The sequence below is a fragment of the Streptomyces sp. NPDC088400 genome (assembly GCF_044753355.1).
Classification (GTDB): Bacteria; Actinomycetota; Actinomycetes; order Streptomycetales; family Streptomycetaceae; genus Streptomyces.
In genome coordinates this window covers 192,606-205,288 of record NZ_JBIVMZ010000007.1, presented here as the reverse complement: position 1 = coordinate 205,288, position 12,683 = coordinate 192,606, and the positions used below count along the sequence as shown (strand labels likewise).

Annotated in this window: 15 protein-coding genes; all 15 read left to right on the top strand. The window is 72.1% G+C overall.

The annotated features are described in order from the left end of the window. Nucleotides 1-38: 38 nt before the first annotated feature. Nucleotides 39-1,901, top strand: coding sequence for an asparagine synthase (glutamine-hydrolyzing) (asnB, locus tag ACIQD6_RS19545; RefSeq protein WP_401884149.1), 1,863 nt, complete (start codon nt 39-41; stop codon nt 1,899-1,901). A 65-nt stretch (nt 1,902-1,966) separates the two neighbouring features. Continuing rightward, the gene (locus tag ACIQD6_RS19540) at nt 1,967-3,037 is read left to right on the top strand and encodes a methyltransferase (RefSeq protein WP_401884147.1); all 1,071 of its coding nucleotides are present in this window, start codon (nt 1,967-1,969) and stop codon (nt 3,035-3,037) included. 74 nt (nt 3,038-3,111) lie between these two features. Further along, nucleotides 3,112-4,044, top strand: a complete 933-nt coding sequence (locus ACIQD6_RS19535; RefSeq protein WP_401884145.1) for a hypothetical protein — start codon at nt 3,112-3,114, stop codon at nt 4,042-4,044. Continuing rightward, entirely contained in the window at nt 4,041-4,532 is a 492-nt protein-coding gene (locus ACIQD6_RS19530) for a hypothetical protein (protein WP_401884144.1), read from the top strand. The genes ACIQD6_RS19535 and ACIQD6_RS19530 overlap by 4 nt, the downstream gene beginning before the upstream one ends. Nucleotides 4,533-4,607: 75 nt before the next feature. After that, nucleotides 4,608-4,934 carry a TcmI family type II polyketide cyclase gene (locus tag ACIQD6_RS19525; RefSeq protein WP_401884142.1) on the top strand — a complete coding sequence of 109 codons (327 nt, stop codon included), beginning with the start codon at nt 4,608-4,610 and terminating at the stop codon, nt 4,932-4,934. Nucleotides 4,935-4,975: 41 nt separating this feature from the next. Next, nucleotides 4,976-5,410, top strand: coding sequence for a cupin domain-containing protein (locus tag ACIQD6_RS19520; RefSeq protein WP_401884140.1), 435 nt, complete (start codon nt 4,976-4,978; stop codon nt 5,408-5,410). Continuing rightward, nucleotides 5,407-6,678: a beta-ketoacyl-[acyl-carrier-protein] synthase family protein gene (locus ACIQD6_RS19515; RefSeq protein ID WP_401884139.1), complete on the top strand. Its 1,272-nt coding sequence runs from the start codon at nt 5,407-5,409 to the stop codon at nt 6,676-6,678. The genes ACIQD6_RS19520 and ACIQD6_RS19515 overlap by 4 nt, the downstream gene beginning before the upstream one ends. Then, on the top strand, nt 6,675-7,889 hold the full coding sequence (locus ACIQD6_RS19510; protein ID WP_401884137.1) for a ketosynthase chain-length factor: 1,215 nt from the start codon (nt 6,675-6,677) through the stop codon (nt 7,887-7,889). The genes ACIQD6_RS19515 and ACIQD6_RS19510 overlap by 4 nt, the downstream gene beginning before the upstream one ends. Before the next feature lie 31 nt (nt 7,890-7,920). Then, nucleotides 7,921-8,184: an acyl carrier protein gene (locus ACIQD6_RS19505; protein WP_401884135.1), complete on the top strand. Its 264-nt coding sequence runs from the start codon at nt 7,921-7,923 to the stop codon at nt 8,182-8,184. After that, a complete protein-coding gene (locus ACIQD6_RS19500) occupies nt 8,181-8,663 on the top strand; it encodes an SRPBCC family protein (RefSeq protein ID WP_401884133.1) in 483 nt (160 codons plus the stop codon). The genes ACIQD6_RS19505 and ACIQD6_RS19500 overlap by 4 nt, the downstream gene beginning before the upstream one ends. After that, nucleotides 8,660-9,412, top strand: a complete 753-nt coding sequence (locus ACIQD6_RS19495) for an SDR family NAD(P)-dependent oxidoreductase (RefSeq protein ID WP_401884131.1) — start codon at nt 8,660-8,662, stop codon at nt 9,410-9,412. The genes ACIQD6_RS19500 and ACIQD6_RS19495 overlap by 4 nt, the downstream gene beginning before the upstream one ends. A 2-nt stretch (nt 9,413-9,414) precedes the next feature. Further along, complete coding sequence (locus ACIQD6_RS19490; protein ID WP_401884129.1) at nt 9,415-9,750, top strand: antibiotic biosynthesis monooxygenase family protein; 336 nt, start codon at nt 9,415-9,417, stop codon at nt 9,748-9,750. Next, nucleotides 9,747-10,070 (top strand): antibiotic biosynthesis monooxygenase family protein, encoded by a 324-nt coding sequence (locus ACIQD6_RS19485; protein WP_401884127.1) that lies wholly within the window; start codon nt 9,747-9,749, stop codon nt 10,068-10,070. The genes ACIQD6_RS19490 and ACIQD6_RS19485 overlap by 4 nt, the downstream gene beginning before the upstream one ends. Further along, entirely contained in the window at nt 10,067-11,113 is a 1,047-nt protein-coding gene (locus ACIQD6_RS19480; RefSeq protein ID WP_401884125.1) for a ketoacyl-ACP synthase III family protein, read from the top strand. Before ACIQD6_RS19485 ends, ACIQD6_RS19480 begins: the two co-directional genes overlap by 4 nt. Then, nucleotides 11,110-12,600 carry a peptide MFS transporter gene (locus tag ACIQD6_RS19475; RefSeq protein ID WP_401884123.1) on the top strand — a complete coding sequence of 497 codons (1,491 nt, stop codon included), beginning with the start codon at nt 11,110-11,112 and terminating at the stop codon, nt 12,598-12,600. Before ACIQD6_RS19480 ends, ACIQD6_RS19475 begins: the two co-directional genes overlap by 4 nt. The last annotated feature ends 83 nt before the right edge of the window (nt 12,601-12,683 follow it).

Here is a 12,683-nt window from a genome sequence, read left to right as displayed (position 1 = left end):
GCTCCACCGACCTGCCGACCCCAACACGAGGAGCTCACATGTCTGGTATCGCCGGATGGGTCGACCACCGTCGCGACCTGACGCATGAGCGGGCCACCGTCCGCGCGATGACGGCGACGATGGCCTGCCGCGGCCCGGACGGAGAGGGGCTCTGGTCCAGCGCACGCGCGGTGCTCGGCCACCGCCGCCAGATCACGCTCGCCCCGGGCGCGTTGCCCGAGCCGGTCGCCTTCACCGCCGACGCCGAGACACTGGCCGTCGCCGCCCTCGACGGGGAGATCTACAACGCGCCCCAGCTGCGCGGGGAACTGGAGTCGTCCGGGCACCACTTCCGCGGCGACGGTCACGCCGAACTGGTCCTCGCCGCCTACCTGCGCTGGGGCGCCGAGTGCGTGCGGCGGCTGGTGGGTGTCTTCGGGCTCGCCCTGTGGGACCACCGGAGCCAGGAGCTGCTGCTGGCCCGGGACCGGCTCGGCAACAAGCCGATGTTCTACCACCCCACGGCGCACGGTGTGCTCTTCGCGTCGGAACGCAAGGCGATCCTGGCTCACCCGCTGGTCGAAGCGGTGGTCGACATGGACGGTCTGCGGGAGATCCTGTCGTACGCCGGCACCCCCGGGCACGGCGTCTTCCGCGGCATGCACCAGGTCCGCCCCGGACACCTGGTCCGGGTGACCCGCTCGGGCCTGCGCGAGGAGTGCTACTGGGCGCTGGAGGCGCGGGAACACACCGACGACCTGGACACCACCGTGCGCACCGTGCGGGAACTGCTGGAGCGGGCGGTGGCCGAACAGCTCGACGCCGATGTGCCGGTGTGCATGATGCTCTCGGGCGGTCTCGACTCCAGCGGGGTCACGGCGCTCGCCGCCCGGACGCTGCGCGAACGCGGCGGACCGCCCCTGCGCACCTTCACCGCCTCCTTTCAGCAGGAGAAGGCGTTCCAGGCCGACGAGGTGTGGTCCACGCCCGACGCCCCTTACGCCCGGGAGCTGGTCGAACGGGTCGGCGCCGAACACACCGACGTGGTGCTCGGCACGGACGACCTGCTGGACCCGGTGGTGATCGCCAACACACTGCGCGCGAAGGACGTGCCGAGCCCGCTGGGCAACATGAACACCTCGCTGTACGTGCTGTTCCGGGCCATCCGGGAGCACGCCGACGTGGCGGTCCTCGGCGACGCCGCCGATGGCGTCTTCGGCGGCACGATGTGGATGTCCATGCCTCCGTTGCTCGCGGCGAAGACGTTTCCATGGACGGCGATGGCGCAGTGGAGCGGCGGCCGCCACGGGATGGGCACCGACCTGCTGGACGCCGGCCTGCTCGCCAAGCTGGACGTGCCCGGCTACTGCTCCGACCGCTACCAGGAGGCGATGAAACGTGTCCCGCACGTGACCGGTGCCTCCGAGGAGGAGCGCCGGATGCGGGAGATCTGGTATCTCAACGTCACGAACTGGCTGGAGACCCTGCTGCCGCACAGCGAATCGGTGGCACAGTCGCTGGGCCTGGCCCTGCGGCTGCCGTACTGCGACCACCGGCTGGTCGAGTACGTGTTCAACGCGCCGTGGTCGATGAAGGGCTTCGACGGCCGGGAGAAGAGCCTGCTGCGCGCGGCGCTCACGGACGTGCTGCCCGAATCGATCCTGCAACGGCGCAAGTCGCCCTACCCGGTGACGCAGGACATCGCCTACGCGCGCGCCCTGTGCGACGGGCTGCGCCGCCTGGCCGCCGACCGTGACGCGCCGGCCGCGGGGCTGATCGACACCGAAGCGGCCCGTGCGTTCACCGAGGACCCGCAGGCTCTGATCACCGGACCGCGCGCCTGGGTGGCCCGCACTCACGTGGAGCTGCTCTTCCAACTGAACGCCTGGCTGGACCAGTACCGCGTCCGCCTCGACCTGTGAGCCGGCGCGTACGCCGGCCCCACCCGCAGTTGTTCCCCGTCCGCTCGTCTCCCAGGGAGTTCCGCATGCCCGACACGCACGCCCACGGCACCTCCGGCACCACCGCCCCCGAACCCACCGCCCCCGAACCCGCCGCCCTGCTGGAGCTCGGGCAGAGCTACTGGGCCTCCAAGACCCTCCTCAGCGCCGTCGAACTCGGCCTGTTCAGCCTGCTGGCCGGGGAACCGGCGCGGGAACCGGAGATCCGCGAGCGGCTCTCGCTGCACCCGCGTGCCGTCCGTGACTTCCTGGACGCGCTGGTCGGCCTCGGGGCGCTGGAGCGCGAGGGCGACGTCTACCGCAACAGCCCGGCCGCCGACCTCTACCTCGACGAGGCCAAGCTCCCCTTCCGGGGCGGCTTCCTGAAGATGCTGAACTGGCAGTTCAACCTGTGGGCGCAGCTGACGGAACTGCTGCGCACCGGCGCACCGCAGACAAAGGGACCCACACACTTCGACGAGTTCTACGCCAAGCCCGAGGCGGTCCGCGGCTTCATGATCGCCATGGACGGCGCCAACGCGCTGGTCGGGCCCGCACTGGCCAAGGAGTTCGACTGGAGCGGGCGCCGCTCGTTCATCGACATCGGCGGTGCCCGCGGCAATCTCGCCGCGGCGATCGCCAAGGTCAACCCGCACCTGCGGGGAAAAAGTTTCGACCTGCCCCCGGTGGAACCGTTCTTCGACGAGCACATGGACCGGCTGGGTCTGGCCGGCCAACTCGACTTCCACGCCGGTGATTTCTTCACCGACCCGCTGCCCACCGCCGACGTGCTGGTCTTCGGCCACGTCCTGCACGACTGGAACGACGAGCAACGGCTGGCTCTGCTGCGCAAGGCCCACGACGCACTGCCCGAGGGCGGCGCGGTGCTGATCTACGACGCTCTCATCGACGACGAGCGGCGCGATCCGAAGAACCTCCTGCTCAGCCTGAACATGCAACTGGTCACCGCGGGCGGCTCGGAGTACACCGGTGCCGACTGCCGGTCGTGGCTCGCCGAGGCCGGGTTCGGGCGCACCGAGACGGTGCCGCTGACGGATGCCGACATGCTGATCGTCGGCCACAAGACGAAGCCGGCCGCCACCGCGGCCCAGGTGTAGTGCCCCGTGAGGTCGGGGGCGCCGCCGCCCCCGCTCCCCTCGCAACAGCCGCAATCCGTAAGGAGACCCGTACCGTGACCTCTCTCCCTCACGCCCCCGCGCCCGGGGGCCCCGCGTCCCTCGACGGACTGTCCAGGCGGCGCATGCTGCTCGGCGCCGGCGCGACTACGGCCGCCCTGCTGGGGGTGCTGCCCGCCGCGTCCGGGGCGACCGCGTCCCCGGCCCGCCGCCCCGACCGGACAGTGGTCCACGACGTCGTCGTCACCCCCGACACGATCACCGCACCGGCGACGGTGCCCGCGGGCCCGGTGACCTTCCGCGTCACCACGCCCACGGCGGGCGGACTCGGACTGCCTCTCGTCCAGGTGCGCGTTCCGATCGACACGTACCTCGACGACCTGACCCGCATGACCACCGCGCCCACGCCCGCCGAGGCCGCCGCCGCGGCGGCCGTGGTGGAGCGGGAGTCGGTGAACTTCGGTGGCGCCGCGGTGCAGCCCGGCAACGAGGTGACGTTCAGCACGGTCCTGCGCCCCGGCCGCTACTACCTGCTCTCCTACGACTTCGACGGCTCCGCCCGTCCGGTGGCGCACGTGCTGACCGTCAAGGGGCCGGGGAACGGTGGGCTGCCCGAGCCCGTCGATGTCATCCGGCACACCCGGTCGGGGTTCTGGGTGCCGGGCGGACGACTGCACTCCACCGGGACCCACTTCGTGGTCAACGAATCCGGAGCGCTGAACGAGGCCGTCCTGCTGCCGGTGCGGCCGGGGACGACGGCCGCGGAGATCGACGCGTTCTTCGCCGCGCTGCGCGACGGCACCACGCCGCCGTCGTACCCGATCACCGGCGGTGCGGTCGGTTCCCCGCCGCTGTCCCCGGGACGCTTCGGGTGGCTGGGGGTGTCGCTGCCGCCCGGCGGCTATGTGCTGTCCTCGTGGGTCACCAGCACCACGTCCGGCCGGCCGCGCGTCTTCGACGGCTTCTACCAGCTGGTGACGCTGGCATGAGCGGTACGGGCCCGCCGTCCGACGACTGGAAGCCGCCGCCGGTCGCCCTCGCCCGGGCGGCCAACTGGATCGTCCGGCCGCTGCTGCTGTCCCCGCTGCACATGCTCGCCAGCCGGCGGCTGATGCTGCTGGAGTACACCGGCCGCCGCACCGGGAACCGCTACCGGATTCCGGTGGCCTACCGGCCCTGGGGGGACATCGCCGCCGAGGTCCTCGCGACCAGCGTGGGCACCGGCTGGCCGGTCAACCTGCGCGCCGGCCGGCCGGTGCGGCTGTTGCTCCGGGGCCGCTGGCGGACGGCCGAACCGAGCATCGTGGAGCGCCCGGAGGAGGTCGCCGACCTGCTCGGCGACCTGGCCGCTCGGCAGGGGCCCCACGCGGTCGCCGCCCTGCGGGTGGGGCTGCCCGGCGACCGGCGGCCCACGCGCGACGAGCTGCTGCTGGCCGGTTCACGGGTGCGGATCGGACGGTTCCGGATCACCGGCTGACGGCTTCGAGTCAGCTTTCACGGGGGCTTGAGCCCCTGCCGAGAGGATCGACCCACAGGGAACAAGGAGGCATCAATGGTCCACAGGACACTTGTCGTCGCGAAGATGAAGCCCGAGGACACCGACGCGGTGGCCAAGATCTGGGCCGAGTCGGACGCGACCGAACTGCCGCACATGGTCGGCGTCTCGCGCCGCACCCTGTTCAGGTTCCACGGCCTGTACTTCCAGCTCGTCGAGGCCGAGCAGGACATCACCGAGAACCTCTACCGGGCGCGCAGCCACCCCCTCTACCAGGACATCCACACCAGGCTCGCCAGGTACATGACGCCGTACGACCCCGATTGGCAGGAGCCGAAGGACGCCATGGCCGAGGCGTTCTACACCTGGACGCCCGGCCGGTGAACGCGACCGGTGCCGGCGTCCCCGGCGACGAGGAGAACAACGTGACCGCCCCACCCGTGGTGCGCAAAATCAGCCGCGCGGAGGTCGAACCGAACCGGCGGCGCGGCGGTGACGTCCGCGTCCTGCTGAGCCCGCGCACCGTCGGATCGACATCCGGTTTCGGCGGCTCGCTGACGCTGGAGCCGGGAGAGTACGTGTGCGAGCATCTCCACCCCTACTCGGAGGAGTTCGTCTACGTCGTCGACGGACAGCTGCGGATCCGGATCGACGAGGAGCTGATCGACCTCACGGCGCATGACTCGGTCATGGTTCCGACGGGTGTGCGCCACCGCATGGTCAACCCCGGCAGCGAGCCGGCGCGGCTGATCTTCCACCTGGCACCGCTGGCGCCGCGACCGGAACTCGGCCACGTCGACACGGAGTTCCTGCCGGACCGGTCGGACGAGCCGCCCCCGCGCGTCGGCGGTGCGCGGTGAACGCGTCACGCGTCGCCGTCACCGGCATCGGCGTGGTGGCACCCGGCGGGATCGGCCGGGACGCGTTCTGGTCGATGCTCACGGCAGGACGTACCGCCACCCGCCGGATCACCTTCTTCGATCCGGCCGGCTTCCGCTGCCAGGTGGCCGCCGAGGCCGACTTCGACCCGGCCGCACATGGACTGAGCCCGCAGGAGATCCGGCGGATGGACCGTGCCGCCCAACTGGCCGTCGTCGCCACCCGTGAGGCGCTGCTCGATTCGGGGCTCGACCTCGGCTCCCTGGAGCCCACCGGCACCGCGGTCACCGTGGGGAACGCGGTGGGCTGCACGACGGGCCTGGAGCAGGAGTACCGAGTGGTCAGCGACGGCGGACGCAAGTGGCTCGTCGACCACGCGTACGCGGTACCCCACCTCTACGACTACCTCGCTCCCAGCTCGCTGGCGCGGGAGGTGGCGTGGGCGTGCGGGGCCGAGGGACCGGCCGCGGTGGTGTCGTCGGGATGTACCTCGGGCATCGACGCGCTCGGGCACGCGACGGGCCTGCTGCGCGACGGCAGCGCCGACGTGGTGATCGCGGGCTCGACCGACGCGCCCATCTCTCCCATCACCCTGGCCTGCTTCGACGCCATCAAGGCCACCTCCACCTTCAACGACCAGCCGGACGCGGCATGCCGCCCCTTCGACGCGGAACGGCGCGGGCTCGTCCTGGGGGAAGGCGCCGCCTTCTTCGTTCTGGAGTCGCTCCAGGCGGCCCGCCGTCGCGGCGCGCGCGTCTACTGCGAGATCGCCGGATACGGCGGCCGCGCCAACGGATACCACATGACGGGACTGAAACCGGACGGCCGGGAGATGGCGGAGGCGATCAGGGTGGCCCTGGACGAGGCCCGGCTGAACCCGGACGACGTCGACTACGTCAACGCCCACGGCTCGGGCACCCGGCAGAACGACCGGCACGAGACCGCGGCCGTGAAGCAGACCCTGGGGGAGCACGCCTACCGGGTGCCGATGAGTTCCATCAAGTCGATGGTGGGGCATTCGCTCGGGGCGATCGGCTCCATCGAGGTGGCCGCCTGCGCGTTGGCCGTCGCGCACGACGTCGTACCACCGACCGCCAACCTGACCCGGCCCGACCCCGAGTGCGACCTGGACTACGTGCCGGTGACGGCGCGTGAGCACCGCACGGACGTGGCGCTGTCCGTCGGCAGCGGGTTCGGCGGGTTCCAGAGCGCCATCGTGGTCGCCGACCCGGAGGCGGTGCCGGCATGACGGCCGTGGTCACCGGGATGGGTGTGATGGCCCCCAACGGAACGGACACCGAGGCCTACTGGGCGGCGACGCTGGACCGTAAGAGCGGCATCGACCGGATCGAACGGTTCGACCCCTCGCCGTACCCGGTGACGCTGGCCGGGGAGGTCAGCGGCTTCGAGCCGGCGGAACACGTGCCGAGCCGGCTGCTGGTGGAGACCTCCACCATGAGCCATCTGGCGCTGGCGGCCGGGGCGATGGCGATCGCGGACGCCGGTGTCGTACCGGCCGAACTGCCCGAGTACGAGATGGGCGTGGTCACCGCGAACGCCACGGGTGGCGTGGAGTTCGGCCAGCGCGAGCTGCAGAACCTGTGGAGCGGCTCGCCCTCCGACGTGGGCGCGTACATGTCGATCGCCTGGTTCTTCGCGGCGACCACCGGGCAGCTGTCGATCCGGCACAAGCTGCGCGGACAGTGCGGTGTCGTGGTGAGCGAGCAGGCGGGCGGCCTGGACGCCATCGGGCAGGGCCGCCGGCTGCTGCGCGGCGGGCACCGGCTGGCCATGGTGGGCGGCACCGAGTCGGCCATGTCACCGGCGGGGCTGGTCGCCCAGCTGCCCGGACACCTCAGCCGCCGCGACGACCCGGCCCGCGCCTATCTGCCCTTCGACGCCGACGCCTGCGGCTACGTGTCGGGCGAGGGTGGCGCCATCCTGATCGTCGAGGACGCGCGGCGGGCCGCCGAACGCGGGGCCCCGCACCGCTACGGGGAGATCGCCGGCTACGCGGCCACCTTCGACCCGGCCCCCGGGCGCGGGCGGCCACCGACGCTGCGCGTCGCCGTGGAACGGGCCCTGGCGGATGCCCGCGTGGCGCCCGCGGAGGTGGACGTGGTGTTCGCCGACGCCGCTGGGGTCCCGCACCTGGACCGGGCGGAGGCCGAGGCCCTCTCGGCGGTGTTCGGCCCGCACCGGGTGCCGGTGACCGCGCCGAAGTCGATGACCGGACGGTTGTACGCCGGAGCCGGCGCCCTCGACGTGGTGGCGGCGCTGCTGTCGATCCGCGACGGCGTCATCCCGCCCACCGCGAACGTCACCGAACTCGCCCCGGGCTGCGACATCGATCTGGTGCTCGACGGACCCCGCCGTACGGCGGTCCGTACGGCGCTGGTGCTCGCCCGGGGACACGGCGGCTTCAACTCCGCCCTCGTCGTCCGGGCCGTCCGGGACTGACCCATACCTCGCACGCCAACTGGAGGAATCCATGCAGGACTTCACCCTGGACGATCTGCGTCGTGTGATGCGCGTAGCTGTGGGAGTCGACGACTCCGTGGACCTGGAGTCGGACATATCCGGCCTGGAGTTCATCGACCTCGGGTACGACTCGCTGGCTCTGCTGGAGATCATCAGCAAGATCGAGAAGGAGTACGGCACGGCCATTCCCGAGGACCTGGTCCCCGAGCTGAGCACGCCCGGAAAACTGGCCGGGTACGTCCGCGGCCGGCTCTCCGGGGCGGTGGCCCCATGAGCGCCCGCACCGAGTGCTCGGTGCGCGTCGACGCGCCGATGAACCTGGTCTGGGACATGACGAACGACGTCGAGTCCTGGCCGGCGCTGTTCACCGAGTACGCCCGGGTCGACGTCCTGGAACGGCGGGACGAGACCGTGCGGTTCCGGCTCACGACGCACCCGGACGAGAACGGCGAGGTGCGCGACTGGGTCTCCGTGCGCACCGCCGACCCGGCGACCCGCACGGTGCGGGCGCACCGGGTGGAGACCGGCCCGTTCGAGTTCATGCGCCTGTTCTGGGACTACCGCGAGGTCGACGGCGGCGTGGAGATGCGCTGGGTCCAGGAGTTCCACGTCAAGGACGAGATGCCCTTCGACGACCCGGCGATGGCCGCGCACCTGGAGAAGAACAGCGCCGTGCAGATGGCGCACATCAAGGAACGCGTCGAGGCCGCCGCCCGGCGCACCACCGCCCGGCAGACAGGGGAGAAACGATGACGAGTGTGCGACTGACCGACCGCAACGTACTGGTGACGGGCGGCACCCGGGGCATCGGGCGGGCCATCGTGCTCACCCTGGCACGGGCCGGGGCCAACGTCCTCACCTGCCACCGGCAGGAGAACGAGGCGGCCGCCTCGCTCGCCTCCGAGCTGAAGGAGATACCCGGCGGCCACCACCTGGTGCGCGCGGACGTCACGGATCCGGCCCAGGTCCGGAGCCTGCTGGAGGAGGCGCGCGCCCGGTACGGCTCGCTGGACGCCGTGGTCAACAACGCGGGCGTCATCAGCCACATCCCTTTCGCGGAGCTCGCCGAGGACGAGTGGCACCGGGTGATCGACACCCATCTCACGGCCGCCTTCCTGGTGACACAGGGGGCACTGCCCCTGCTCGGGCAGGGTGCCTCGGTGGTGAACATCGGCTCCCGGGTGGCCACGGTCGGCCTCCCGCAGCGGGCGCACTACACCGCGGCCAAGGCCGGTCTGACCGGTCTGAGCCGGTCCCTGTGCAAGGAACTGGGCGGCCGCGGCATCCGCGTCAACATGGTCGACCCGGGGGTGATCGAGACCGAGGCGGCGGCGGCACTGCCGCCCGAGCAGTACCAGGCGCTCCAGGCCCGTTACCGGGCGCTGACGTCCCTGGGGCGGCTCGGCGCCCCGGACGAGGTCGCGGATGTGGTGCTGTTCCTCGTCGGCGACCTGTCCCGGTACATGACCGGAGCCACCCTCGCCGTGGACGGAGGGATCTGAGGATGACGGAGAACGGCACGCTCTTCCGGGTGCTGCTGCGGTTCGAGATCAACCCGGGAATGGAGGACGATTTCGAGCGGACCTGGCTGTCCATCGGCAACGTCATCACCGGTCATCCGGCCAACCTGGGCCAGTGGCTGATGCGCGGCGCCGATGAGGAGTCGGTCTACTACGTGATCAGCGACTGGGCCGACGAGAAACGCTTCCGGGAGTTCGAGCACAGCGACGCCCATGTGGAGCACCGCACCAAGCTGCACCCGTACCGGCGCGGCGGCTCGATGCACATCATGAGCGGGGTGCACTTCCTGCCCGGCGCGTCCGCCGGGACCGCCCCGTGACCGCGCGGGCCCGGGTACTGCTGTGGCACCGGGCCCCCGCGGGCGATCCGGGAGCGGTGGAACGGGCGTACGAGCAGATCAGCCGGAACCTCTCGGGAACGCCGGGGCTGCGGGGCAACGAACTGCTCCGCTCCGCGGGTGATCCGGGGAGCCTGGTCGTGATGAGCGAGTGGGAGAGCCTCGCGGCCTTCCGCGCCTGGGAGGAGACCGCGCGGCACCGGCCGTCCACCTCGCCGTTGCGGCCGTACCAGGACCGCGGGCGGGACCGCTTCTTCGAGGTGTACGAGGTCGTCGCGGCCTTCGTGGAGGCGTCCACGTGACCCCCGTCGACCTCTATATCGCCGGCACCGGCCGTCGGCTCCCGCCCGCGACGACCCTGGCCGAGGTCGAGGCCGCCGGGTTGTGCCGACGGCGGGCGTGGTGGCGTAGCGAGGTCGAGTCGGTCCGGGTCTCCCCGGGGGAGTCCGGACCGGAGATGGCGGCACGAGCGGCCGGGGCGGCCCTGGCACAGGCCGGGTCCGCTCCCGCCGGCATCGACCTGCTGCTGCACGCCACCACCTTCTATCAGGGCCACGACATGTGGGCCCCCGCGTCCTATGTGCAGCGGGTGGCCCTGGGCAACACCTGTCCGGCGATCGAGGTGCGCCAGATGTCCAACGGCGGCATGGCCGCCCTGCACCTGGCGGCCGGCTGCCTGGCCGGCGGTACGGACCGGTCCGAGGCCCTGATCACCACCGGGGACCGGTTCTGCCCGCCGGGTTTCGACCGGTGGCGCAGCGACGCGGGCACCGCGTACGGCGACGGTGGCACCGCTCTCGTGCTGTCGCGGCGCGGCGGGTTCGCGCGAGTCCTGGCCCTGACGACGCACGCCGATCCAGGCCTGGAGGGGATGCACCGGGGCAACGACCCGTTCGGCGACGCGCCGTTCGCGGTCCGCCGGCCGGTCGACCTGGAGCCGCCGCGTCGCGACTTCGTGGCCGCCACCGGCCTGGACAGTGTGCTCGGCCGGATCGACGAGGGCCAGCGGACGGTGCTCAAGCGCTGTCTGACGGACGCCGGGGTGACACTGGCGGACCTGGACCGGTTCGTGCTTCCGCACCTGGGGCGGCCCCGTCTGGAGGCCCACTTCCTGGGGCCGTTGGGCATCGATGTGGAACGGACCACGTGGTCGTGGGGCCGGCGGGTGGGTCACCTGGGCGCGGGCGACCAGTTCGCGGGTTTCGGGCACCTGGTGGACACCGGCGCACTGGCACCGGGCCAACTGTGCCTGCTGGCCGGGGTGGGCGCCGGCTTCACCTGGTCCTGCGCGGTGGTGGAAATGCTGCACCGTCCGGAGCCGGCGGGCAGCGGGGACACGTGGTGAGCGGGCAGGCGCGGATCGGCCTCGCGGGACAACCGCGCTGGTTCGGCACGCTGTTCGTGGTCGACCTGTGGGAGCGGTTCAGCTTCTACGGGATGCTCGCCATCCTCTATCTCTACCTGGTGTCGGACCGCGACGACGGCGGCCTCGCCATGACGGAGGCGGATGCCGCCGCACTGTCCGGCCTCTACCTGGCTCTGGTGTTCATGGCGGCGCTGCCGGGCGGCTGGCTGGCGGACCGGCTCTTCGGCGCCCGCCGCGCCACGCTGTACGGCGGGCTGCTGATCACCGCCGGCCATGTCCTGCTCGCGGTGCCGTCCGCCGGGTGGCTCTATCCGGGGCTGGGGCTGGTGATCGCGGGCAGTGGCCTGGTCAAACCCGGTATGGCGGCGATGATCGGCCGCCTCTACCAGAACTCTCCCGAGCGCCGGGAGGCGGCGTTCTCCCTGTTCTACATGAGCGTTCAGGTCAGCGCGCTGCTCGCGCCCCTGGTGACCGGATTCCTCGGCGAGACGGTCCACTGGCACCTGGGGTTCGGTGCCGCCGCGCTCGGCATGGTCATCGGCGTGGTCTGTTACGTGGCGGGCCGGTCGCACTTCGGTGACGTGGGCGTACGTCCGGAACGGCCGCTGGCCGGCGGGGAGTTGCGGCGGGTGCTGCGCCGGGCAGGCTGGGCCGTCGGGCTGTCCGCACTGGCGGTGGTGGTGGCTGCGGCGACCGGCACGCTGTCGCTTCAGCGGGTGCTGATGGCGGTAGGACTGATGGTCCTGGCCGTCCCGGTGCTGTACTACCGGGCGTTGCTGCGCGCGCCTGTTGTCGGCCGGGCGGAGCGCGTGAGGCTGCGGGCGATGGCGTGGATGCTCGCGGCGTCCTCCGTCTTCTGGCTGCTGTTCGCCCAAGGGCCCGCGCTGCTCAATCTGTTCGCGCGGGACGAGGTGGACCGTACGGTGGGGGCGTTCGAGGTGCCGGCCAGCTGGTTCCAGTCCGTCCAGCCACTGTTTCTCCTGCTGCTGTCGCCGCTCGCGGCGGTCCTGTGGGTGCGGCTGGGCCGCCGGGCGGGGGCGCCGGCCAAGTTCTCCGCCGGTTTGCTGCTGGGCGGCGCCGCCTTCGTGGTGATGGCCGCGGCGGCTTCCGCCGCGGTGCGGGGACCGGTGTCGCCGCTGTGGCTGGTGGCGGCCTATCTGCTGCTGGTCTGCGGGGAGTTGGCCGTCGCGCCCATCGGACTGAGCCTGGCTGCCGAGGTGGCTCCGCCGGGGTACACGGGCCGGATGATCGGCATGTTCTGGCTGTCAGCGGCAGTCGGCGCGGCGGCGGGAGGGCGACTGGCACAGCTCGCCGGTGTCGTCCCCGACGCCGTCTACTACCTGTTGCTGGCCGCGCTGGCACTGCTGGCGGGCACCGCCCTCGCTGTGGCGTCGGGCCCGCTGCGCGGCCGGCTCCTGTCCCGTACCGGGGCCGCCGCGTCGGCGCCCCCGACGAGCGTGCGCTGAGGATGGCGCCGTGCGGCGGCGCAGGAGGCATTCGTGGACCGGGTGCCTCCTCCCGCGTGCGCGGCCCATGTGCCGGGCGGGCG

Excerpts from the sequence above, each read along its gene's own strand:
- ACIQD6_RS19540 (WP_401884147.1), top strand. The coding sequence starts at position 1,967 with ATGCCCGACACGCACGCCCACGGCACCTCCGGCACCACCGCCCCCGAA.
- asnB (WP_401884149.1), top strand. The coding sequence starts at position 39 with ATGTCTGGTATCGCCGGATGGGTCGACCACCGTCGCGACCTGACGCAT.
- ACIQD6_RS19495 (WP_401884131.1), top strand. The coding sequence starts at position 8,660 with ATGACGAGTGTGCGACTGACCGACCGCAACGTACTGGTGACGGGCGGC.
- ACIQD6_RS19490 (WP_401884129.1), top strand. The coding sequence starts at position 9,415 with ATGACGGAGAACGGCACGCTCTTCCGGGTGCTGCTGCGGTTCGAGATC.
- ACIQD6_RS19525 (WP_401884142.1), top strand. The coding sequence starts at position 4,608 with ATGGTCCACAGGACACTTGTCGTCGCGAAGATGAAGCCCGAGGACACC.
- ACIQD6_RS19510 (WP_401884137.1), top strand. The coding sequence starts at position 6,675 with ATGACGGCCGTGGTCACCGGGATGGGTGTGATGGCCCCCAACGGAACG.
- ACIQD6_RS19505 (WP_401884135.1), top strand. The coding sequence starts at position 7,921 with ATGCAGGACTTCACCCTGGACGATCTGCGTCGTGTGATGCGCGTAGCT.
- ACIQD6_RS19530 (WP_401884144.1), top strand. The coding sequence starts at position 4,041 with ATGAGCGGTACGGGCCCGCCGTCCGACGACTGGAAGCCGCCGCCGGTC.
- ACIQD6_RS19500 (WP_401884133.1), top strand. The coding sequence starts at position 8,181 with ATGAGCGCCCGCACCGAGTGCTCGGTGCGCGTCGACGCGCCGATGAAC.